Origin of the sequence: Paraburkholderia acidisoli (assembly GCF_009789675.1) — a bacterium.
Classification (GTDB): Bacteria; Pseudomonadota; Gammaproteobacteria; order Burkholderiales; family Burkholderiaceae; genus Paraburkholderia; species Paraburkholderia acidisoli.
The window spans coordinates 899,096-919,535 of record NZ_CP046915.1 but is presented as its reverse complement, the minus strand read 5'-3'; the positions used below and the strand labels follow the sequence as shown (position 1 = coordinate 919,535).

The window sequence follows — 20,440 nt, the reverse complement described above, 5'->3', positions numbered from 1 at the left end:
CAGGCTCCCGCTCACAGGATTTCGAACACGCTGTACACCGGCCCGGAACCGAGACGATGCCCCACGCCCACTGCGATCACGCGATTCAGCCATTCGTATTTGCTGCGCGGCGCTTCGAACGACGGCGCGATGCGAAAGTAGTAGCTCGCGGGATCGACGTCGCCGCCCTGCTCCATACGCGCCTTGACCTCATCGGACATGTGACGGATACCGCGATAGGTCATGAGGATAGGCACGCCGTCATCGGTTTGTAGAATCAGGCGCGCGTCGAGTGTCGTGCTGCCGTCGCTGCGGATCGCGAGCAGATCGCTCGACCCTTCGAGCACCGCTCCGGCTATACGCTCGCCCTTGAACGCGCCCGACCCCACCACGCCGATACGGCGATCCGGCCCGGCGGTCTGACCCACGACAACAGGCGGCTTCACGGCCAGCTGGATGACGAACAACGGCGCGGCCTCGAGCGACTGCAAAGCGGCGGGAAGATCCTGCATCAACGGCGGACTGGACATCGGCGACCTCGGAAAGCGAAATTGAAATACATCAGGATGACGAATTAAATCGGCGTTATGCGGGTGTGCGGCTTCCGTCCGTCTCGTACTTGTACGGTCCGAGACAGAGCATGAGCACACCGGCGATCACCACCGAGATCGCGATACCCACAATGGCGAGCTTGTACGAGCCGGTCAGCGTGAACGACGAACTCAGTGCGAAGATGCCGAACGCCCCGCCCTGCGCGAACAGAAACATGGCCACGCCCAGCACGCGTGCATACAACTGCCGGGGAATATAGCGGCCGATGATGTAGGCCACGATGTCGCCTTCCGCGCCCAGACCGAGTCCGATGCACACGGCGCCCACATAGAGCATGTCGAGCGAATTCGTCGTGCTGAGCACGACCACGCCCGCCGTGCAGATCGCGAAGATGATGGCGGTCAGCACCGGCGCGAACATGCGGTCCAGCAGCGCGCCCACCACGAAACGCGAGGCGATCGAACTGAGGCTCACGGTGGAGAGCACGGCAACCGCCGTCGCGGGTGCGAAGCCGCGATCGATGGTCATGGACACCATCTGCGACATCATTCCGTAAGTTGATGCCGAAACGAAGAACACCGCGAAGCAGATGAGCCAGAACGCGCGATGGTTCAACACGGTACGCATCGGCACGCCGGCGGAATGACCTTGCGCTTTCGCCGCGAGGCGCTCGCGCTCCCACGCTTTCGGCATGCGCAACACGAAGATATAGGCGAGCGCGGGCAGCACCGCGCCGATCGCCCCCATCGCCGCGAACACCGTGCGCCAGCCATGCGCTTTCAGAATAAAGGAGATGATGAATGGCGTGAGCGTTCCACATAAGCCGAGGCCCACGTTGAGAATGCCGAGTGCGAGGCCGCGATTGCGCTCGAACCATGCGGTCACCACGATCGAATAGACCGTGGGCGTCACCGCGCCCGCACCAAGACCGATGCACGCGCAGATGACATAGAGCGCAGTGAGGCTCGCCGGCAGTTGCGACAACACGATGATGCCCACGCCGAAGAGAATCGCCATGGGCGTGGCGATGCGAATGCCGTAACGGTCGACGAGAAAGCCCAGCGCCAGCAAGCCAATGCCGTCGCAGACCGTGAAGATGGACAACCCCGACGAAATCTGCAGCCGGTTCCAGCCGAACGTGCTCACCAGCGATGGCGTGAGCACGTTGAACAACACATTGACCACGTTGACGCCGAAGATCAGCGCCACGAATCCCGTCAGCACGTAAAGCCAGGGGCGCAGCTTGCCGGTTTGCCCGATGGCAGCGGCGCTCGCCGAAGTCGTCTCCATGAATGTCTCCCCGTGTTTTTCTTTTAGGCGTGGGATTGGGCGGCACAGAATCCCCAGCGGATGCCGAGGGTTTGCGCGGCGTCCGTGAACAGGCCTTGCCGGGTGCGCTCGAACGGAACGTGCTGGGCTTCGAGATGCGCGGCGGCGCGGTCCAGATCCGCCACCTCGAAAGCGATGCCGAGATAGCGATCGCTTTTCGCGGGTGCGCCGTCGATATCCACGATACGGCCGCTGCGCGGCATCGCGAAGCGCAGGTTCGATTTCGCGTAGGCAATCGTCACGTAGTCGGCATCGAGAGTTTCGTCGTGCCCTTCGTCCACGATCTTGCCGCCGAGCACGTCCACATAGAGACGCACGGCACGCGCGCGGTCGTACGTGAGGATCTCGTGCCAGGCGGAGCGCACGATGCCAAGCGGATCGTGCGCGTTCACACGGCCGTCCTCCCAGCTCGCGGCGAGACGCGGATCGCCCTTCTCCGAGTAGTAGTCCCAGTGGCGGCGCCCCATTTCGAAGAATTCGTAGGTCAGGCCCGTATCCTCGGGAATGGACCAGATCATCGGGCAGTCGGCCACCATGTTCGACGGCGGCACGTCACCGTCGCGAATCACCGTGCCTTCCTGGTTGCGCGTGCGAAAGCCGTGCTTCTCCAGCTGGATCGACACCGCCTTGATGTCGTCCGTGTACCACGCGATATCCACGAGTTGCCGAACCTCCGGATACACCGCTTTCTTGCCGTCGGGCAACTGCAGAAGCGGCGGGCACAAGGCGTCGAGGCACACGTCGGCAATCACGTAGAAGTACGAATAATTCAGCGGATACGTCGGGTTGAGCCAGTCGACGTTCCACTTCTCCTCCCAGCGCACGGGCGGGCGATTGAACACGCGGGCGAACCACGCGGTCGTCTGGTCGAGGTCGTCGACGAGCACGGTCGGATGGAACATCATCGGCATAGGGTTGAACATGGTTTACTGATCCTCAAGGGTTGATCGATGGTGCGAAATTCGATGAGCGATGAACGCGATAAACGCGATAAGCGTGATGAGCGCGACGCGCGATGGGGCTCTCAGCCGACCGGTTGCGCGCTCGAGGCGGCTGCGGAAAAGCGCGCGATATCCGACTTGCCCACGGCGTGCATGACGGCGCGATACGCGAAGGTCAGCGCGGGGCCCAGGGTCGTGCCAGGACCGGGATAGGTGCCGAGCATGACGGAAGCCATGTCGTTGCCGCAGGCGTACAGACCGGCCACGGCCTCGCCGTGTTCACCGATCACCTGGGCGTCGGCGTTGGTGCGCAGGCCTGCGCTCGTGGCGATATCGCCGGGCCACACCGCGAGCGCGGCGTACGGCCCGCGTTCGATTCCGCCGAGGCACGGGTTCGGCGTGACCGCGGGGTCGCCGTTGAAGCGATTCAGTTCGGTCTCGCCTTTGCCGAAGTCGGCGTCCTTGCCTTGGCGCGCGAATTCGTTGTAGCGGCGCAGCGTGCTGGCCAGCGCCGCGGCGTTGACGTCGAGCTTGCGCGCGAGTTCTTCGATGGAATTCGCAACGTGCAGATAGCCGCTGCGCTCGAACGGCTTCAGGTTGCGCGTGCCGGGATAGATCGCGCCCAGACCGTACTTCTCGACGAATGCCGTTTCGCAGACGAGCCACGCGGGCGTGCCGCGCGCGGGGCCGTTCTCGGACAGCATGGCGTCGACGAAATCGTGATACGAGCACGCTTCGTTCACGAAGCGCTGCCCTTTGCCGTTGATGGCGATCAGGCCGGGCTTGGCGCGGTCGAGTAGCAGATGCGGGAACAGGCCCGTACTCCCGTCGGCGCGCTTGACAACCGACATGGGCGTCCAGAACCCGCCGCGGCCATGCTCCTTCACGGCGATTGCCGCACCCGACTGGCGCCCGAGTTCGATGCCGTCGCCTGTATTGGCGGCGCAGGCGAGCGAGTAGTCCGCGGGGTTGGTCGGCATGAGTTCGCTTCGCAAGGCGGCGCTATGACCGAAACCGCCCGTGGCGATGACCACGCCCTTTCGTGCGCGAATCCGCTCGCTCGTGCCGGCGGTTTTCACCACGGCGCCGATCACGCGGTCGCCTTCCCTGATCAGACTCGTTGCGTGCGCATCGAACTGAAACGCGACACCACGTTGGCGCAGGCTGTGGAACAACCGTGCCACGAGCGCATTGCCCATAACGAGGCGCGTGCCGCGACTGAAGCGCAAGCGGTCGAGCCAATAGCGCAACACCAGCCGCCCCGCATAGACGAAATTCCGGACCGAGCGGAAGCGGCCCAGCAGCGGCGGCAGATCGGCCTTGCCGACCATCATGCCGCCAAGCACGAGAAACTCACGAATGGGCGGCCGCACTTTTTCGAATGCGGCGCCCAGCAGGCGGCCGTCGAACATCTCGGGAACCAGCGCCCGGCCATAGACGGCCGAACCCGGCATGTCGCGATAGTCGGGATGCTTGCCGCAAGGGACGAAACGCACGTCGGAGCGCTCACGCAGATAGTCCACCACGCGCGGCCCCGTGGCGAGATAGGCGTCGCGGATCGGGTCGCGCTCGTTCTTGCCGGCCAGCGCGCGCATGTATCGTTCGGCATCCTCAGGATCGTCCGCGAAGCCGGCTTCACGGCTTTGCTGGTTGCCGGGAATCCAGATCGACCCGGCCGAGGTGGATGCGGTGCCGCCCACGAGGCCGGTCTTTTCCACCACCAAAGGCTCGAGACCTTCGAGCGAAGCGACGAGCGCGGCCGCCATGCCGCCCGCTCCTGCGCCCAGGACGAGAACATCGACTTCGCGGTCCCAGGGGTTCTCAACTGACATGGTGTCTCTCTCCAGTTCATCGCCAAAAACAAGTCACACGACCAATATTAACAGGTCAACTGACTCAAAATCAACGAGGCGATAATCAGGGAAAACGCTCGGCCTGTTCGCGGTTACCCCAAGATCCGGCGCCGAAATTCGGGATTCAACCGGGATCGCACCTTGGTTTATAATTGTTCGCGTGACTTGTTAATTTTTTGATCCCGGAGCGCTATGAGCACCCCAACATCGGGCATCGACGGTCAGGCACGTACTGGACCACGGGGGCAGTCGGCCAGGCGTCGCGGCAACCGCACGACGCGCGTGCCCGCCATTCTCGACGCGGCGATCCAGATCTTCGCCGCGAGCGGCGACAGCGGTTTCACGCAAAGACGAATCGCGTCCGAGGCCGGCATTCAGCTCGGCACCTTGCAGCACTACTTCGACAGCCGCGAAGCATTGCTCAAGGCCGCGATCGAAGAGAGTTCGCGGCGCTACATGACGATCTCGCACGAGATCGTGCAACAGTCGAAGCTCTCGCCAACCGGGCGGCTCGAAGCGTTTGTCGACCATACCTTCGACACCTTCACGGCGCGCGACTCGATCATCAGCCCATTCGCCTTCGAGTGCTGGTCACTGGCGGAGCGGCACGAATGGATGCGCGAGATCATGCAGAGAGTGAGCGAGACGTATCACTCGCTCTTCAGCGATCTGGTCGGGCAGATCAACCCGAAACTGACGGTCGAGGAAACCTGGGTGCGCGGTGCGTTCATCTATTCGCACTGGCAAGGATTGATGGTGTTTCTGCGGCGCTCCAGTTTCGGTCTGGAGCATCCGACGATCCTCAAGGCGCCCGTGAAGGAGAAGTGGGTGGCGCTGGCACGGGAGATGCCCTGAGCCGGGTGCGCGCAAGGCGGCGGCATGGAAGGCGCCGCCGCGCGCCCCGTTGTTCCGCCGCCTGCGCGCGACAGCAAACGCCTACCCCCATCACAGCAAAATAAGGGTTATCCCGAGTGGGTAATCTATTTTGGCTCTTCTAAGATCGCCCCACTTCTTTCCCGAAGAAGTCCCGCGCCCGGATTCCAATGACGTGATCCAGGCGAGGCGCTCCCGGTAGTTCCCCATCGGTCGACAACGGCGTCGGCACTCAGCCGGATTTCCCGGCACATCCACTTTCACTCACAGCTGCGCGATTGCATCGTGCGGGACTTCGCTCGTCGGCGCGTTGCGCACGGCGGCCTGGTCGCGCGTGGCATTCGCGTCAGGAGGGTTTTCGCATATGAGCATGAACCGCCGTCGTTTCCTCTCAACTTCCGCCGCATCGGTCGCCGGGGCGACACTGCTCGGTCTGAACGCCACGCGCGCGTTCGCGCAGGGCAAGATCAACGTGGCCGCGATCTACGATCTCTCGGGCGGCCTCGACATCTACGGCAAGCCCGTGATGGACGCCTTGCGCTTTGCCGCCGAGGAAATCAACGCGCAAGGCGGCCTGCTCGGCCAGCAGCTGAACTTCATCAGCTACGACGCCCAGTCGAACATGCAGCTTTACGCGCAATTCGCGCAGCAGGCCGCGTTGCGCGACCGTGCCGCCGTGGTCCACGCAGGCATTACCTCCGCATCGCGCGAAATCGTGCGCCCGGTGCTCGACCGCTACCGCACGCTCTACTTCTACGACAACCAGTACGAAGGCGGCGTGTGCGACCGCAATTACTTCGGCACGGGTGTGACGCCCGCGCAAACGGTCGCGAAACTCGTGCCGTGGGCCGTGCGCAACTGGGGCAAGAAAGTCTATATCGTTGCCGCCGACTATAACTACGGCCAGATCGTTTCCGAGTGGGTCAAGAAGTACGTGGCGGAGTCGAGCGGCAAGGTTGTCGCGACGGAATTCTTCCCGCTCGACGTGACCGACTTCGGCGCGACCATTTCGAAGATCCAGGCTGCCTCGCCGGACTTCATCTGGTCCGCGCTCGTGGGCGGCGCGCACATGTCGTTTTATCGCCAGTGGAAAGCCACCGGCATGACGACGAAGATTCCGCTCGCCTCCACCACGTTCGCGGGCGGCAACGAGCACATCGTGCTCTCGCCGGAAGAATGCAACGGCTTCATGGTGTGCCAGAACTATCTGCAAGAGCTGCCCGGCGCCGTGAACGCCGATTTCGTGAAGCGCTTCCATGCGCGCTACGGCCAGAACTACCCGTACATCACCGAACTCGCAATGGGCGCCTACCAGGGCTTCATGCTGTGGGCGGCCGGCGTGCGCAAAGCGAATTCGGTGGACCGCATGAAGGTGATCGAAGCACTCGAGACCGGCATTGCGATCGACGCGCCGAGCGGCAAGGTCACGCTCGACCCGGCCACGCATCACTGCATTCTCGACGTGCATATCGCGCGCGTGAACAACCACAAGCTCGAACTCGTGCAGAGCTTCCCGCAGCAAAAGCCGGCCGACACGGCCGCCGTGTGCAATCTGATCAAGAACCCGGCCGACAACCGCCAGTACGCGATCAAATTCTGAACGACGCCATGGACCTCTTTCTCATCTACGCGATCGACATCCTGAGCGCGATCGCGATGCTGGCGCTCCTGAGCGTCGGTCTCGCGGTCGTGTTCGGCATGATGAAGATCATCAACCTCGCGCACGGCGAATTCATGATGCTGGGCGGCTACGTCACGATCCTCGCGACCCACCGGTTCGGCGTGCCGATCTGGATCGCCATGCTCGTGCTCGCGCCGCTCGCGGTGGGCGTGTTCGGCGTGATCGTCGAGCATCTGCTCGTGCGTCATCTGTACGGCCGCATGATCGACACGATGCTCGCCACGTGGGGCCTGAGTCTCGCGATCATCGGCGTGGCGACGATGGTGTTCGGCAACACGACCGTCGGCATCTCCACGCCGCTCGGCAGCATCGCGATCGGCTCGCGCCAGGCGAGCGGCTACGCCGTGTTCCTGATCGCGCTGGCCGCTGGCGTGATGCTCGCGCTGTGGGCGCTGCTGCGCTTCACCGACTTCGGTCTGCGCGCCCGCGCGTGCATGCAGAACGCGGCCATGGCCGACGCGCTCGGCATGAACCCGGACACCGTCTACAAGCTCACGTTCGGGCTCGGCGCGGCGCTCTCCGGTCTCGCGGGCGCCGCGCTCGCACCGCTCTCCGGCGTGATCCCGACGATCGGCGCGGCGTATATCGCCAAGGCGTTCATCACGGTCATTAGCGGCGGCACGGCCGTGATCGCGGGCACGCTCGCGGCCTCGGGCTTCTTCGGCGCGATCAGCCAGGGCGTGACTTTCGTGGCGACACCCGTGTACGGTCAGGTCGCGCTGCTGCTCGCCGCCGTCGTGCTGATCCGCCTCCTGCCGCAAGGCATCACCGGCCGGTTCTTCAAGCGGGCAATCTGATGCGCACTTCCACTCTCGTTCAGGCCGCGCTCGGCGTGGCGGCCGTCGCGGCCGCGCTCGCCCTGCCCACCGCCGTCGACATGTTCAGCCTGCTCTCCATGACGGTCTATCTCGTCATGGCGCTGCTCGCGCTGAGCCTCGCCTTCGTGTGGGGCCACGGCGGCATTCTGTGCTTCGGGCAGTCGGCGTTCTTCGGGCTCGGCGCGTATGCGTACGCCGTGGCGGCCTTCAACTTCGGCCCCGGCCTCGCGGCGGTCACGCTGGCCGTGGTGGTGCCGGCCGCGTTCGCGGCGCTGCTCGGCTACTTCATGTTCTACGGCAAGATCAGCGACGTGTATCTCGGCGTCATCACGCTGGCCGTCACGTTGATCCTCTTCAACGTGATGAACTCGACCTCGGGCGACGCGTACCGCATTGGCGCGGCATTGCTCGGCGGCTTCAACGGCATTCCGTCGATACCGCCGCTCACGCTGCCCGGCGCCAGCGATCCGCTCTCGCCCGAAGCGATGTTCACGCTCGCCGCGCTGCTGCTGATCGGCGCTTATTTCGGACTGCGTATGGTGCAGCGATCGCGCTTTGGCCGCGTGGTCGCCGCCGTGCGCGAGAACGAACAGCGCGCGCGTCTGCTCGGCTACGACGCCAATCGCTACAAGCTCGCGACCTTCACGATCGGCGGCGCGCTCGCCGGTCTCGCGGGCATGCTCTACGCGAACTGGGGCGCGTTCGTGAGTCCCGGCGTGTTCGGGCTCTCGCAATCGGCGCAGATCATCATCTGGGTACTGGTGGGCGGGCGCGGCACGCTGATCGGACCGATCCTCGCGTGCGTGGGCATTCAGTGGATGGTGACCTCGCTCGGCCAGCAGCAAACGGTCGATACCGGCCTCGTGCTCGGCGTGATTCTCGCGCTGTTCGTGCTGGTGATTCCGCGCGGTCTCGTGCCCACGCTCGCCGACGGCTTCGAGCGCCTGCGCCATCGCGCGCGCGGCGGCAGCGCGCCCGGCGATCTCGGCGTGGCCTCTCATTCCTCGGGAGACTCCGTATGAGCGACATCCTCCTGCAAACCCAGGGACTGGGCGTGAGCTTCGGCGGCGTGCATGCCGTGGGCCGCGTCGACTTCGCGCTCGCGCGCGGCGAGGTGCGTTGCCTGATCGGTCCGAACGGCGCGGGCAAGAGCACGTTCTTCAAGATGCTCTCGGGCCAGATTCGCCCCACGCGCGGCTCGGTCGCGTTCAAGGGCCACTCGCTCGACGGGCTCGACGCGTGGCAGGTCGCGCGGCTCGGTATCGGCATCAAGACGCAGGTGCCGAGCGTGTTCGAAGGCCTGAGCGTGATCGAGAATCTGTCGCTCGCGGCGGCGCAGCGCTCCGGCCTGCGCACGAAGGATGCCATCGACGCCGTGACGCGCGACACGCTCGCCGAAATCGAACTCGGCGCCATCGCCGGGCGCGCGGTCAACACGCTCGCGCATGGTCAGCGCCAGTGGGTCGAACTCGGCATGATCCTCGCCTCGCGCCCCGAACTCGTGCTGCTCGACGAGCCGGCCGCCGGCATGACCTATCGCGAAGTGCGGCGCACCGCCGAACTGATCGCGGCGATCAACCGGCACAGCACCGTGGTCGTGGTCGAGCACGACATGGCGTTCATCCGCCTGATCGCGCAGCGCATCACCGTATTCAATCAAGGCGAGATTCTCGCGGAAGGCAGCTTCGACGAGATCATGGCGCACGAAGCCGTGCGCGCCGCCTATCTCGGCAAACAGGGAGACACGCATGCTTGAGGTGCTCGATATTCGCGCCAGTTATGGACGCGTGCCGGTGCTCAACGGCGTGCGCTTCAACATGGCCGCGGGCGAATTCACCGGCGTGTTCGGCCGCAACGGCATGGGCAAGACCACGCTGCTGCGCACGCTGATGGGCGAGGTCGCCGCAACGGCGGGCAGCCTGCGCTTCGGCGGCCAGGATCTCACGCGTCTCGCGCCGCATGCGCGCGCGCGTCACGGCATCGGCTTCGTGCCGCAAGGCCGGCAGATCTTTCCCGCGCTCACGGTGGCCGAGAATCTGCGCATGGGCTGCGTGAAGGCGCTCGGCGACGCGCGCACGACGATCGATTCCGTGCTCGCCGTGTTTCCGCGCCTGCAACGCCTGCTCGACCGCGCAGGCGGCAGTCTGTCGGGCGGCGAGCAACAACTGCTGGCGCTCGCGCGCTGCCTGTGCGGCAAGCCCAGCGTGATGCTGCTCGACGAGCCGACCGAAGGCATCCAGCCCTCGATCTGCGACGAGATCGTCGAAACGCTCAAGACCTTGCGCCAGAGCCACGGCATCGCCATCCTGCTCGTGGAGCAGGACATCGACTTTCTGCGCGAGTTGTCCGATCGCATTCTCGTGCTCGAAAAAGGCGAACTGATCGCGGACTTTCCGTCCGCTTCCCTGACTTCCCAGGAGATCGCACAACGCTATTGCGGTCTCCAAACCTGAAACGGAGCCATCGATGTCTCTTCCTCGCCCCTCGCCCGGCGCGCTCGAACAGGCCGCCCGCAATCTGGGCATGCACCTCGGCGAGCAGGAATTGCGCGCCTACGACGAGATCCTGCAGGCGACTTTCGCCGACTACGACGTGGTGGACGCGCTGATCGACGCGCCGCCCGTGGCGAGCTACGCGCGCACGCCCGGCGTGCGCGTCGAAGCCGCCGACAATCCGCTCAACGCGTGGTATGTGCGCACCGAGATCGACGGCAAGCCGGACGGCCCGCTCGCGGGCAAGCGCGTCGTGCTCAAGGACAACGTCTGCCTCGCGGGCGTGCCGATGATGAACGGCGCGTCGTCGCTGCGCGGCTATACGCCCGACACCGACGCCACCGTGGTCGCGCGCATGCTCGACGCGGGCGCACGCATCGTCGGCAAGGCGCATTGCGAATTCTTCTGCGTCTCGGGCAGCAGCCACACCGGCGCGGCCGGCCCGGTGCGCAACCCGCGCAACCTCGCGCACTCGGCGGGCGGTTCGTCCTCGGGCGCGGCGGCGCTGGTCGCGGCCGGCGAAGCCGAGCTGGCGATCGGCACCGACCAGGGCGGCTCGGTGCGCATTCCGGCCGCGTACTCGGGCATCGTCGGCATGAAACCCACGTGGGGATTGATTCCCTACACCGGCATCATGCCGATCGAAATGACGCTCGACCACGCGGGCATCATGAGCGCCAACGTGGCCGACAACGCGCTGCTGCTCGACGCGCTCGCCGGTCCCGACGGCCTCGATCCGCGCCAGCACGCGCTACCGGTCGCCGCGGGTTCCGTCAACAATGCCCGCGCGCCGCGCTATGCCGCGGCGCTCGAACAGCCGCTGCGCGGGCTGCGCATCGGCGTGGTGCCCGAAGGTTTCGGCTGGCACAACTCGCAAGCCGATGTCGACGACGCCGTGCGGGCCGCCGCGCGCCGCTTCGCGGAACTCGACGTGCGCGTGGACGACCTCGCGGTGCCGATGCACCGCCACGGCCACGCGATCTGGACGCCCATTGCCGTGGAAGGCACCACGCAGCAGATGAAGGGCTACAACTACGGCACCAACTGGAAGGGCTTGTACGTCACGAGCCTGATGCGCGCGCAGCGCGACTGGCAGGCGCACGCCGACGACTTCCCGCCCGACGTGAAAAGCTGCCTGATCGCGGGCGAGTACTTTTACGCGCGCTACGGCGGGCAGTACTATGCCAAGGCGCAGAATCTCGCGCGCAAGCTCGGCGCCGCCTACGACGCCGCCCTCGAACATGCGGACGCCCTGCTCATGCCCACCGTGCCCATGAAAGCGCCGCCCCTGCCGCCCGCGAACGCCGACGCGCGCCTGTGGGTCACGCGCGCGCTCGAGATGAATGCCAACACGGCGCCATTCGACGTGACCGGCCACCCGGCGATCTCGGTGCCGTGCGCGAGCCGCGACGGCTTGCCCGTCGGCATGATGCTGGTGGGCCGGCGCGGCGACGAAGCCACGCTGTATCGCCTCGCTCACGCGTTCGAGCGGGCCTTCGAATGGACCACGCTGTGAGCGCGCCGATACCTGCCACGCCAGGCAACACGCGGGAAGCGGGCCATCGCGTCGGCCTGCTGTTCTCGCGCACGAGCCTGACCGCCGCCACCGAGATCACGCAGGACAACGCCACGCGGCTCGCCATCGACGAAATCAACGCGCAAGGCGGTATTGGCGGCGTGCCGCTCGTGCCCGTCGCGCCGGAGGTCGGGGCGACGCCCGAGGCGTACCGCAGCGCCGCCGAATGGCTGTGCGACACGCAGAACGTGCCCGTGATCTTCGGCACACATATGTCGAGCACGCGCAAGGCGGTGCTGCCCGTGATCGAGAGCCGCCGCGTGCTGCTGTTCTACGCCACGCTCTACGAGGGCTTCGAGTTCTCGCCGTACTGTTTCTACACGGGCTCGGTGCCGAACCAGAATTCGGTGGTGCTCGCGAGTCACGTCATGCGCCATTACGGCGACCGTGTGCTGTTCGTCGGCGGCCAGTATGTGTATCCGCGCGAATCGAACCGCATCATGCGCGAGCTGTACGAGCATGCGGGCGGCACCGTGGTGGGCGAGACCTATCTGCCGCTCGACGCGCCGCAAGCCGATTTCGCCGAGGTGTTGAAACGCGCGCGCGACGAGCGGCCCGACGCGATCTACTCGACGGTCGTGGGCCGCGACATCGTCAAGCTGTATCGCGCCTATCGCGAACTGGGCCTCGACCCCGCGCGCATGCCGATCGTGAGTCTCGCGACCAACGAAACCGACGTGGCCGCCCTGAGCGCCGAAGCCGCCGAAGGCCACATCACGGCGGCGCCCTGGTTCGATTCGCTCGAATCGGCGGCGAGCCGCCGTTTCGTACAGGCATACCGCGCGCGCTACGGCCAGGACGCGCCGATCACGGCGGGTGCCGAAGCGGCCTACTTCCAGGTGCACCTGGTCGCCGACGCGGCGCGGCGCGCGGGCTCGCTCGCCGCTGCCGAACTGATGCCCGCGCTCAACGGCGCGAGCTTCGAAGCGCCGCAAGGACGCGTGACGATCGACGGCGAAACGCAGCACACGTGGTTGTGGCCGCGCATCGCGCGTATCGACGCGCAGCGCCGCTTCGACATCCTCTACTCCGCGCCTGCGCCCGTGCGCCCCGTGCCGTATCTCGTGGATCACGCGCTCGACTTCGACGATCACTCGACAACGTGAGCGCCCCCTCCTCCCGTCCTGCCGCCGCGAGCGCGAAACCGACGCTGCGCGAACTCAACGGCCTGCGCGTGCTCGTGCTGCATCCGCGCGACGCCGAAGCGCAGTTGCTGGTGTCGCATCTGCGGCGTATCGGCTGCACGCCCGAGCAGCAATGGCCCATTCCCGAGCGCATCACCACCGACACCGACGTGGTGTTGCTGACGATCGAAGAGGGCCAGCGCGAGGCGGTGCAAACGCTCGCGCAGAGTTTTTCGGAACTGAGCCCGCCCGTGATCGGCATCGTCGAATACGAGAATCCGGCCACGTTGCAGCTCGTGTTCGAAAGCGGCTGCGCGGGCGTGATCGAGCGGCCCATCCGGCCGTTCGGCCTGCTCACGCAGCTACTGCTCGCGCGCACGGCGTGGAAGCAGCACGCCGCCACGCTCGCGCAGATCCGCAAGTTGCAGGGACGCTACGCGGCCATCAGCAAGGTCACGATGGCCAAAACCCTGCTGATCGCCCGCGAAGGCATGACGGAAAACGAGGCGCACCGCACGATCCAGGCGCGCGCCATGGCGTCGCGCGCGTCGCTCGAAGACACGGCGCAGGCCATCATCAACGAACTCTCCTGAACCTCATCATGCAAGCCTTTTCCTTTCAGACCGTTCCGCATATCGCGCTCGAAGCGGGCCTCGCGCGCCGCCTTGGCGCCGTGTTGCGCGAACGTCATGCCGGTGCGCGCGCGTGCGTCGTGACCGATTCTTTTCTGCATCGCAGCGGCGCGCTCGAACCGGCGCTCGCGAGCCTCGCGACGGCGGGCTGGGAAGTGCTCGTGATCGACGACGTGATCGCGGACCCGCCCGACGAGGTCGTGCTCGCGGCCGCGCAGCGCGCGCGCGGCTTCGGCGCGGAACTCGTGATCGGCCTCGGTGGCGGCTCGTCGATGGACGTGGCGAAGCTCGTGGCCGTGCTCTGCGGCAGCGACCAGCCGCTCGCCGAGATGTACGGCGTGAACAAGGTGCGCGGCGCGCGCCTGCCGCTCGTGCAAATCCCGACCACGGCGGGCACGGGCTCCGAGGTCACGCCCATCGCCATCGTCACCACGGGCAAGACCACCAAGAGCGGCGTGGTGGCGCCGCAGCTGTACGCCGACGCCGCGCTGCTCGACCCCGAGCTGACGGTCGGGCTGCCGCCCGCCGCGACGGCGGCCACCGGCATCGACGCCATGGTGCATGCGATCGAGGCGTACACCAGCAAGCGCCTGAAGAATCCGCTCTCCGATCATCTCGCGTGCAAGGCGCTGCAACTGCTGTGCGCGAACCTGCTGCCCGCGTGCCGCAACGGCGCGGATCTCGACGCGCGCTCGGCCATGCTGCTCGGCGCGATGCTCGCGGGGCAGGCGTTCGCCAATGCGCCGGTTGGCGGCGTGCATGCGCTCGCGTATCCGCTCGGCGGGATCTTCCATGTGCCGCACGGCCTGTCGAACGCGTTGGTGCTGCCGCACGTGCTGCGCTTCAATGCGCGCGTGGCGGCGCGCGACTACGCGGAGTTGGGCAGCGTCGTGGGACTGAGTGCGCAAGGCTCGATCGAAGCCCGCGCCGAGGCGTTCATCGCGTATCTGGAGCAACTGGCGCGCGACGCGGGATTGCAGACCAGCCTGCGCGCCGTGGGCGTGAGCGACGAAGACGTGCCGCGCCTCGCCGCCGACGCCATGCTGCAGCAGCGTTTGCTGATGAACAATCCCTGCCCGCTCGAGGAACGCGACGCGGTCGCCATCTACCGGCGCGCGCTGGCATAAGCCGCCGGTTCGATCGAGCGCGGCACCGTGGCCGTTACGGTGCCGCGCGACCGGAATCGCGCGCGGCGCAACGCTCGAAGGCGTGCCGCAACGTCAAGGCTTCGGGATGACCGTGGCTACTTTGCGCAGTTCCGTATGAACCTGCAGCGTGATCGTCTCGCCTTTGGCGATATTGACGATGCTGCCCGGACCGATTTCCTTGTGCTCGCCGGCGCCAACCTGACACAGCGCCGTGCCGCTCAGCACGACGAAGGTTTCGTCCAGCGCGCGCGCCGGATAGCTGTACGTGCCCGGCGTGGCGCGCCACACGGCCACGGCGGCCGGGTGTTCCGTGCCGGTGTCGGTCCAGACGCGGCGCGCATACGAACCTTCGCTACGGCCATCGGCCGGTCGGGAAGGCGAAAAGTCCACGTCTTCGTCGATATGGAAATACGTTTGGGTCATGCACCACTCCTGATAATCGGCAAACCATGAAGAAGGCCGCGATCCTGCCTCCGGTCGCGGCCGGATTCGAAAAAATCGTGCTCGGAAAAAAGCGCGCTTAAAAGCCTTCGTCGACCGTGATCGGCGTGCCGTCCGAGAAACGGTCGAGGCGGAACAGGTGCGGGTCCACCAGCGGCGTGTCGTTGGTGACGAGGTCGGCGATCAATTTGCCCGCGGCGGGACCGATCCCGAAACCGTGCCCGGAGAAACCCGTGCCGATGAACAGGCCCGGCAACGCGGCCACGCCGGAAATGACGGGAATGGCGTCGGGGGTGACGTCCATGTAGCCGGCCCAGCGTTGCGCGACTTCGATCGTTCCCAGTTGCGGGTAAGCCTTCATGAACTGGATCAGGCCGTTGTCGACGTAATTCATCACCGGGTCGGGATCGAGCGTGCGCACCGTCTCGAACACGGTGGGCCGGTCCAGCGCCCACTTGCGCGGACGCTGCCATTCCTCGAAGAAGCGCTGGCCGAAGCGCAGCTGCATCACGCCCAGCTGGCTCTTCAGCGCCTCGATGTACTTGAAGAAGAGCCGGAACGCGTCCGGCGTGATGTCCGCGTGCGTACGCATGCCCGGCGCGATCGTATAGCCGCCGTCCATGCGCTTGCGGTAAGCGAAATCGCCCGTGGTCACGCTGCACTCGGGGCCGCCCGGCACCGGCCGGGTCCGCAGCACCGAAGCGCGCGTGAGCAGCTGAGGCAGCGAAACGCCCAGATTGCCGCAGAAATAACGCGACCACGCGCCGCCCGCGACCACCACGGCATCACACCGGATCGTGCCGTGCTCGGTGACGACGGCGCTGACGCGTCCGCCGCTCGTCTCCACGCCTCGCACGGCGCACGGCGTCAGGATCTTCACGCCACGCTTGCGCAAGGCGTTGGCGATGGCGGGCGCCGCCTTTTGCGGCTCGGCGCGGCCGTCGCTCGGCGTATAGATGCCGCCCTTGAACGACACCGAAGCGCCCGGCATGAGGCGTGCGATTTCCGCTGAGGAGACTTCGCGCGTGTCGAGCGCGTCGCCGGCCATGTCGCGCGCCCGCGTGAGCCAGCGCTGGTGTCTCGCCAGCACGTCGTCCTTGTTCGATACGGCGAGAATGCCGCATTCGCTAAAGCCCGTCTCGATACCCAGATCGCGATCCAGCGTGCGCCACAAACGCAGGCTTTCCATACTCAGCAGCAACTCGCGCGCGTCGCGCCGCGTCACCCGCACCCAACCCCAGTTGCGGCTGGACTGCTCGCCCGCGATCGTGCCTTTTTCGCAAAGCGCGACACGCAACCCCTTCTGGCTGAGATAGAGCGCGCTGGATACGCCGATAATGCCACCGCCCACCACCACGACATCCACACTTTCAGGCAGCTCGATATCCTGAGCCACCAAATCGACTTGAGGTCCCATAGTTCAATACACGTTCTTTAGTGTTTGCCGGATTCGTCGGTCAACGATGGCGCGCCGGATAACGCCACCGCCGCGGTGCTACCGGCCGCCAGCGTCTTGTCGTCTGCCTTTTTGTTCTGGACGCCCGGATTCGAAAAGCGGTTGGTCCAGCGGTCGATGTGATTGATCAGGTGCGTCAGCGGCACGGTGATCATCAGGTAGACGAGCCCGGCGGCCACGAGCGGCGAAAGGTTCGCCATATTGACCGACGCGTTCTGCCCGATCGTGAAGAGGTCGCGTTGCGACGTCAGCAAGCCGAGGAAATACACCAGACTGGAGTCCTTCACGATGGCGATGAACTGATTCGCCAGCGCGGGCAACACGCGTCTCAGGCCTTGCGGCACGACCACGTAACGCATGCTGCTCCAGTACGTCATGCCCAGCGCCTGGCAGGCGAACATTTGCCCGCGGCCGATACTCTGAATGCCCGAACGAAAGATCTCGGCGATATAAGCCGACGAGATGAGCGCCAGCGCGACGATCGCGAGCGGATACGGGTTAGGCCCGAAAATCTCGAGGCCGACCGGCGCCAGGCCCTGCCCGACCAGCAAGATGACGAGCGCCGCGGGCAGGCCGCGCAGCACGTCGATATAAACGCGCGCGGGGACCGTGAGCCAGCGGACGTTCGACACCATCAACAGCGCGAGGACCATGCCCGCGGCAATGCCGATCACCGTGGAGAACAGCGAAAGCACGAGCGTGTTGATCAAGCCGGTTTCGAGCAGCGACGGAATCGAGTCGACCAGCAACGACACGTTGAAGAAGTTTTGTACGAAGGCTTCCATGTCCATTCTCCGTAAAGCGGGATGACGGCGACACCGTCATGAAGATCGGGCGAGCCGCGCTCAGCTTCCCGTCTTCAGGTGATACGGGGGCAGCGGCGACGGTTCCTTGTAGCCGGGATGGAACTGCATGTAGAGCTTCATCCACGTGCCGTCCGCGATCAGTTCCTTCAGCGTGGCGTTGAGCGCGTCTTCGAGCGTCTTGTTGCCCTTGCGGATCGCGAAGCCGGCCGGCTGATCCAGCGCCGAGATGTCGATCTTCGTGGTGATCTTCAGTTGCGGATACTTCGCTTCGAGGCCGTCGACGAGACTCTTGTCGACGAAGTAACCGTCAATGTACTTGTTGCGGAAGGCGAGGAAGCCCGCAGTCAGATTCGGGAAGCGCACGATTTGCGCGCCCGGCAGGTACTTCTCCCAGTAAGTGTCTTCGATGGTCCCTTGAATCACGCCGATGCGCTTACCCTTCACGCTCGCCACGTCGCTGGTCAACGTCGAGCCCGGCAGCGTTGCGACGCTCAGGTAGTCGAACACGTAGCCGTCGGAGAAGTCGACGATCTTGAGACGGTCGTTCGTGATCGAAATGCAGCCCGCGGCCAGGTCGATCTGCTTGCTCGCCACGCTCGGGAGCAGACCTGAAAAGTCCTGGGCGCGAAATTCCGCGGTCATGCCGCGTTTGGCCGCGATGGCGCGAATCAGTTCGACGTCGAAACCGGTGACCTTGCCGTTCTCGATATACGAATACGGCTTGTTGTTGGTATCGACGCCCGCCAGAATCTGCCCGGCCGCGAGTGTGCCGATATCGGCGGCGTGGGCCACGGAGAACATCGATCCGACCAGTGCCACCGACGCGATGACGCCTCTCAACACGCTTTGAATCTTCATGCCTTCACTCCCTGGTGATTTATTGGGTGCTACCTGAATCAGTGCAGAATGCGCGAGAGAAATTCCCGGGCGCGCTCGGAGCGCGGCCGGTCGAAGAACGCCGCCTTGGGCTCGTCTTCCACGATCACGCCTTTGTCCATGAACATCACGCGGCTCGCGACGCGCTTCGCGAAGCCCATCTCGTGCGTGACGCAGACCATCGTCATGCCGTCCCGCGCGAGCGAACTCATGACGTCGAGCACCTCGTTGACCATTTCGGGGTCCAGTGCCGAGGTCGGTTCGTCGAACAGCATGGCGACGGGGTCCATCGACAACGCCCGCGCGATCGCCACGCGCTGCTGCTGGCCGCCCGACAGCTGACCCGGATATTTGTCGGCGTGCTCGCTCAAGCCCACGCGGCGCAGCAGGGACACCGCTTTCGCCGCGGCCTCGTCTTCGCTCCGGCGCAACACGTTCATCTGCGCGAGCATCAGATTGCGCCTCACGGAAAGATGGGGAAACAGCTCGAAATGCTGGAACACCATCCCGACTTTCGCGCGCAATGCCGCGAGATTCGAACGCCTCGCCGTCACGTCGATTCCGTTGACGACGATCTGGCCGCGCTGCACCGCTTCCAGTCCGTTGATGGTCTTGATGAACGTCGATTTGCCGGAGCCCGAGGGTCCGCAAATCACGACGACTTCGCCGCGCCCAATGGAAGCCGAGCAGTCGTTCAGCACCTGATGCTGCCCGTACCACTTCGAGATGGAAGTCAGCTCGATCATAGGAATTCCCCGTTTCGGTTCGACGCGTCGTGCATCGTCAGTACGCCTTGGCAGCTTGCCGCGAGGTCCGCTCATGCAGGACGCCCTCGTTCGAAACCAGTGTGAGGCCAGCCATTCAGCAGAGCAAATACCGACAAAATAGCGTTCTATTCATTTTTGATATGGCAAACTGGGCCGTCGAATCAACGAGCGAGTCATGAACGTCAGGCAGATCGAGGCATTTCGTCTCGTGGTGTTACGCGGGTCGATGACGGCGGCGGCCGAGGAACTCGGCACCTCGCAACCCGGCATCAGCCGGCTGATCGCCGAACTGGAAGCGTCAACGGGCCTGCAACTCTTTGCGCGCAATGGCGGCCGGATTCAGATCACGGAAGCCGGCGTGGCCTTTTATCGCGACGTGGAGCGCAGTTTTGTCGGCCTCGACATGCTCGAACAGTCGGCGCGCGAGATACGCACCATGGCGGGCGGCCGCTTGAGGGTCGTGGCAGCGCCGTTGTTCGCGCTGAACTTTCTGCCCGCGATCGTCGAGCAGTTCGTGCAACGGCATCCGCAAGTCTTCGTGTCGCTCGAAATGCGCAGCGAAGCGACGATGCAGCGTTGGGTCTCGTCGGGGCACTACGATGTGGGGATCGGGTCGGTCGAGCCCGAGGCTTATGCGCTCACGTCCGAAGACCTGTATCGGTTGCCGCTGCTTTGCGTGCTACCGACCACGCACCGGCTGGCCGGACGGACCAGGATCATGGCCAGCGATCTTCGCAACGAGCGGCTGATCCTGCCGTCGTACGCGGACGAACCGCGCGCGCCCATCGACCGGATCTTGCGCGCGGCGGGCGTGGACCAGGTGCCCGCGATCGAAACGCCCTATGCGGCGCTGATCGTCTCCATGGCGTCGCGCGGGCTCGGCATCGGCTTGACGAATGGTCTGGCGACCATGGACGGCAATCCGGAGAGCGTGGTGTTTCTGCCGTTCGAGCCCGTCATGTATGCGCGCGGTTATATCCTGCACACCCGGCTGAGCACGCCCAAGCCGCTGGTTCAGGAATTCATCGGGCTCGTGAGGGCTTCGCTGCAGGCCGCGATCGACCATCTGCCGAGGGCGCATCGCGCCTGACGGGGT

At 65.4% G+C, this 20,440-nt stretch carries 20 protein-coding genes; 11 read left to right on the top strand and 9 right to left on the bottom strand.

Annotated elements, in window-relative coordinates:
* Window positions 1-11: 11 nt before the first annotated feature.
* The 4 genes from FAZ98_RS26295 to FAZ98_RS26280 form a co-directional block, all read right to left on the bottom strand.
* Entirely contained in the window at window positions 12-509 is a 498-nt protein-coding gene (locus FAZ98_RS26295; RefSeq protein WP_158955567.1) for a DUF3237 domain-containing protein, read from the bottom strand.
* Between the two features lie 55 nt (window positions 510-564).
* A complete protein-coding gene (locus tag FAZ98_RS26290; RefSeq protein ID WP_158955565.1) occupies window positions 565-1,821 on the bottom strand; it encodes an MFS transporter in 1,257 nt (418 codons plus the stop codon).
* Window positions 1,822-1,844: 23 nt separating this feature from the next.
* The gene (locus tag FAZ98_RS26285) at window positions 1,845-2,783 is read right to left on the bottom strand and encodes a VOC family protein (RefSeq protein WP_158955563.1); all 939 of its coding nucleotides are present in this window, start codon (window positions 2,781-2,783) and stop codon (window positions 1,845-1,847) included.
* Window positions 2,784-2,884: 101 nt separating this feature from the next.
* Entirely contained in the window at window positions 2,885-4,633 is a 1,749-nt protein-coding gene (locus FAZ98_RS26280) for an FAD-binding protein (RefSeq protein ID WP_158955561.1), read from the bottom strand.
* A gap of 213 nt (window positions 4,634-4,846) precedes the next feature.
* Between FAZ98_RS26280 and FAZ98_RS26275 the strand changes: the two genes are divergently transcribed.
* The 10 genes from FAZ98_RS26275 to FAZ98_RS26230 all read left to right on the top strand — a co-directional run bounded on the left by FAZ98_RS26275 (window position 4,847) and on the right by FAZ98_RS26230 (window position 14,977).
* Window positions 4,847-5,509, top strand: coding sequence for a TetR/AcrR family transcriptional regulator (locus tag FAZ98_RS26275; protein WP_158955559.1), 663 nt, complete (start codon window positions 4,847-4,849; stop codon window positions 5,507-5,509).
* 382 nt (window positions 5,510-5,891) lie between these two features.
* Window positions 5,892-7,127 (top strand): urea ABC transporter substrate-binding protein, encoded by a 1,236-nt coding sequence (locus tag FAZ98_RS26270; RefSeq protein WP_158955557.1) that lies wholly within the window; start codon window positions 5,892-5,894, stop codon window positions 7,125-7,127.
* An 8-nt stretch (window positions 7,128-7,135) separates the two neighbouring features.
* Complete coding sequence (locus FAZ98_RS26265; RefSeq protein WP_158955555.1) at window positions 7,136-8,005, top strand: ABC transporter permease subunit; 870 nt, start codon at window positions 7,136-7,138, stop codon at window positions 8,003-8,005.
* Window positions 8,005-9,048: an ABC transporter permease subunit gene (locus tag FAZ98_RS26260; RefSeq protein WP_158955553.1), complete on the top strand. Its 1,044-nt coding sequence runs from the start codon at window positions 8,005-8,007 to the stop codon at window positions 9,046-9,048. Before FAZ98_RS26265 ends, FAZ98_RS26260 begins: the two co-directional genes overlap by 1 nt.
* Window positions 9,045-9,782: an ATP-binding cassette domain-containing protein gene (locus FAZ98_RS26255; RefSeq protein ID WP_158955551.1), complete on the top strand. Its 738-nt coding sequence runs from the start codon at window positions 9,045-9,047 to the stop codon at window positions 9,780-9,782. Before FAZ98_RS26260 ends, FAZ98_RS26255 begins: the two co-directional genes overlap by 4 nt.
* Entirely contained in the window at window positions 9,775-10,479 is a 705-nt protein-coding gene (locus FAZ98_RS26250; protein WP_158955549.1) for an ABC transporter ATP-binding protein, read from the top strand. Before FAZ98_RS26255 ends, FAZ98_RS26250 begins: the two co-directional genes overlap by 8 nt.
* 13 nt (window positions 10,480-10,492) lie before the next feature.
* The gene (locus FAZ98_RS26245; RefSeq protein ID WP_158955547.1) at window positions 10,493-12,034 is read left to right on the top strand and encodes an amidase; all 1,542 of its coding nucleotides are present in this window, start codon (window positions 10,493-10,495) and stop codon (window positions 12,032-12,034) included.
* A complete protein-coding gene (locus tag FAZ98_RS26240; protein WP_233272848.1) occupies window positions 12,031-13,200 on the top strand; it encodes a transporter substrate-binding domain-containing protein in 1,170 nt (389 codons plus the stop codon). The genes FAZ98_RS26245 and FAZ98_RS26240 overlap by 4 nt, the downstream gene beginning before the upstream one ends.
* Complete coding sequence (locus FAZ98_RS26235; protein ID WP_158955543.1) at window positions 13,197-13,811, top strand: ANTAR domain-containing response regulator; 615 nt, start codon at window positions 13,197-13,199, stop codon at window positions 13,809-13,811. Before FAZ98_RS26240 ends, FAZ98_RS26235 begins: the two co-directional genes overlap by 4 nt.
* A gap of 8 nt (window positions 13,812-13,819) precedes the next feature.
* Window positions 13,820-14,977 (top strand): iron-containing alcohol dehydrogenase, encoded by a 1,158-nt coding sequence (locus FAZ98_RS26230; RefSeq protein ID WP_158955541.1) that lies wholly within the window; start codon window positions 13,820-13,822, stop codon window positions 14,975-14,977.
* A gap of 93 nt (window positions 14,978-15,070) precedes the next feature.
* Here the strand turns inward: FAZ98_RS26230 and FAZ98_RS26225 are convergent, their stop codons facing one another.
* The 5 genes from FAZ98_RS26225 to FAZ98_RS26205 form a co-directional block, all read right to left on the bottom strand.
* Window positions 15,071-15,421: a cupin domain-containing protein gene (locus FAZ98_RS26225; protein WP_158955539.1), complete on the bottom strand. Its 351-nt coding sequence runs from the start codon at window positions 15,419-15,421 to the stop codon at window positions 15,071-15,073.
* Window positions 15,422-15,518: 97 nt separating this feature from the next.
* Window positions 15,519-16,856, bottom strand: a complete 1,338-nt coding sequence (locus FAZ98_RS26220; RefSeq protein WP_158955537.1) for an NAD(P)/FAD-dependent oxidoreductase — start codon at window positions 16,854-16,856, stop codon at window positions 15,519-15,521.
* 17 nt (window positions 16,857-16,873) lie between these two features.
* Entirely contained in the window at window positions 16,874-17,680 is an 807-nt protein-coding gene (locus FAZ98_RS26215; RefSeq protein ID WP_158955535.1) for an amino acid ABC transporter permease, read from the bottom strand.
* 60 nt (window positions 17,681-17,740) lie between these two features.
* Complete coding sequence (locus FAZ98_RS26210) at window positions 17,741-18,559, bottom strand: ABC transporter substrate-binding protein (RefSeq protein WP_158955533.1); 819 nt, start codon at window positions 18,557-18,559, stop codon at window positions 17,741-17,743.
* A 38-nt stretch (window positions 18,560-18,597) separates the two neighbouring features.
* On the bottom strand, window positions 18,598-19,323 hold the full coding sequence (locus tag FAZ98_RS26205) for an amino acid ABC transporter ATP-binding protein (RefSeq protein WP_158955531.1): 726 nt from the start codon (window positions 19,321-19,323) through the stop codon (window positions 18,598-18,600).
* Window positions 19,324-19,519: 196 nt separating this feature from the next.
* Between FAZ98_RS26205 and FAZ98_RS26200 the strand changes: the two genes are divergently transcribed.
* Window positions 19,520-20,434, top strand: a complete 915-nt coding sequence (locus FAZ98_RS26200; protein WP_158955529.1) for a LysR substrate-binding domain-containing protein — start codon at window positions 19,520-19,522, stop codon at window positions 20,432-20,434.
* Window positions 20,435-20,440 lie beyond the last annotated feature (6 nt).

What these genes read in the sequence shown, in the direction of transcription:
- FAZ98_RS26295 (WP_158955567.1), bottom strand. Translation starts at nt 509, where the DNA reads ATGTCCAGTCCGCCGTTGATGCAGGATCTTCCCGCCGCTTTGCAGTCG.
- FAZ98_RS26290 (WP_158955565.1), bottom strand. Translation starts at nt 1,821, where the DNA reads ATGGAGACGACTTCGGCGAGCGCCGCTGCCATCGGGCAAACCGGCAAG.
- FAZ98_RS26285 (WP_158955563.1), bottom strand. Translation starts at nt 2,783, where the DNA reads ATGTTCAACCCTATGCCGATGATGTTCCATCCGACCGTGCTCGTCGAC.
- FAZ98_RS26280 (WP_158955561.1), bottom strand. Translation starts at nt 4,633, where the DNA reads ATGTCAGTTGAGAACCCCTGGGACCGCGAAGTCGATGTTCTCGTCCTG.
- FAZ98_RS26275 (WP_158955559.1), top strand. Translation starts at nt 4,847, where the DNA reads ATGAGCACCCCAACATCGGGCATCGACGGTCAGGCACGTACTGGACCA.
- FAZ98_RS26270 (WP_158955557.1), top strand. Translation starts at nt 5,892, where the DNA reads ATGAGCATGAACCGCCGTCGTTTCCTCTCAACTTCCGCCGCATCGGTC.
- FAZ98_RS26265 (WP_158955555.1), top strand. Translation starts at nt 7,136, where the DNA reads ATGGACCTCTTTCTCATCTACGCGATCGACATCCTGAGCGCGATCGCG.
- FAZ98_RS26260 (WP_158955553.1), top strand. Translation starts at nt 8,005, where the DNA reads ATGCGCACTTCCACTCTCGTTCAGGCCGCGCTCGGCGTGGCGGCCGTC.
- FAZ98_RS26255 (WP_158955551.1), top strand. Translation starts at nt 9,045, where the DNA reads ATGAGCGACATCCTCCTGCAAACCCAGGGACTGGGCGTGAGCTTCGGC.
- FAZ98_RS26250 (WP_158955549.1), top strand. Translation starts at nt 9,775, where the DNA reads ATGCTTGAGGTGCTCGATATTCGCGCCAGTTATGGACGCGTGCCGGTG.
- FAZ98_RS26245 (WP_158955547.1), top strand. Translation starts at nt 10,493, where the DNA reads ATGTCTCTTCCTCGCCCCTCGCCCGGCGCGCTCGAACAGGCCGCCCGC.
- FAZ98_RS26230 (WP_158955541.1), top strand. Translation starts at nt 13,820, where the DNA reads ATGCAAGCCTTTTCCTTTCAGACCGTTCCGCATATCGCGCTCGAAGCG.
- FAZ98_RS26225 (WP_158955539.1), bottom strand. Translation starts at nt 15,421, where the DNA reads ATGACCCAAACGTATTTCCATATCGACGAAGACGTGGACTTTTCGCCT.
- FAZ98_RS26220 (WP_158955537.1), bottom strand. Translation starts at nt 16,856, where the DNA reads ATGGGACCTCAAGTCGATTTGGTGGCTCAGGATATCGAGCTGCCTGAA.
- FAZ98_RS26215 (WP_158955535.1), bottom strand. Translation starts at nt 17,680, where the DNA reads ATGGAAGCCTTCGTACAAAACTTCTTCAACGTGTCGTTGCTGGTCGAC.
- FAZ98_RS26210 (WP_158955533.1), bottom strand. Translation starts at nt 18,559, where the DNA reads ATGAAGATTCAAAGCGTGTTGAGAGGCGTCATCGCGTCGGTGGCACTG.
- FAZ98_RS26205 (WP_158955531.1), bottom strand. Translation starts at nt 19,323, where the DNA reads ATGATCGAGCTGACTTCCATCTCGAAGTGGTACGGGCAGCATCAGGTG.
- FAZ98_RS26200 (WP_158955529.1), top strand. Translation starts at nt 19,520, where the DNA reads ATGAACGTCAGGCAGATCGAGGCATTTCGTCTCGTGGTGTTACGCGGG.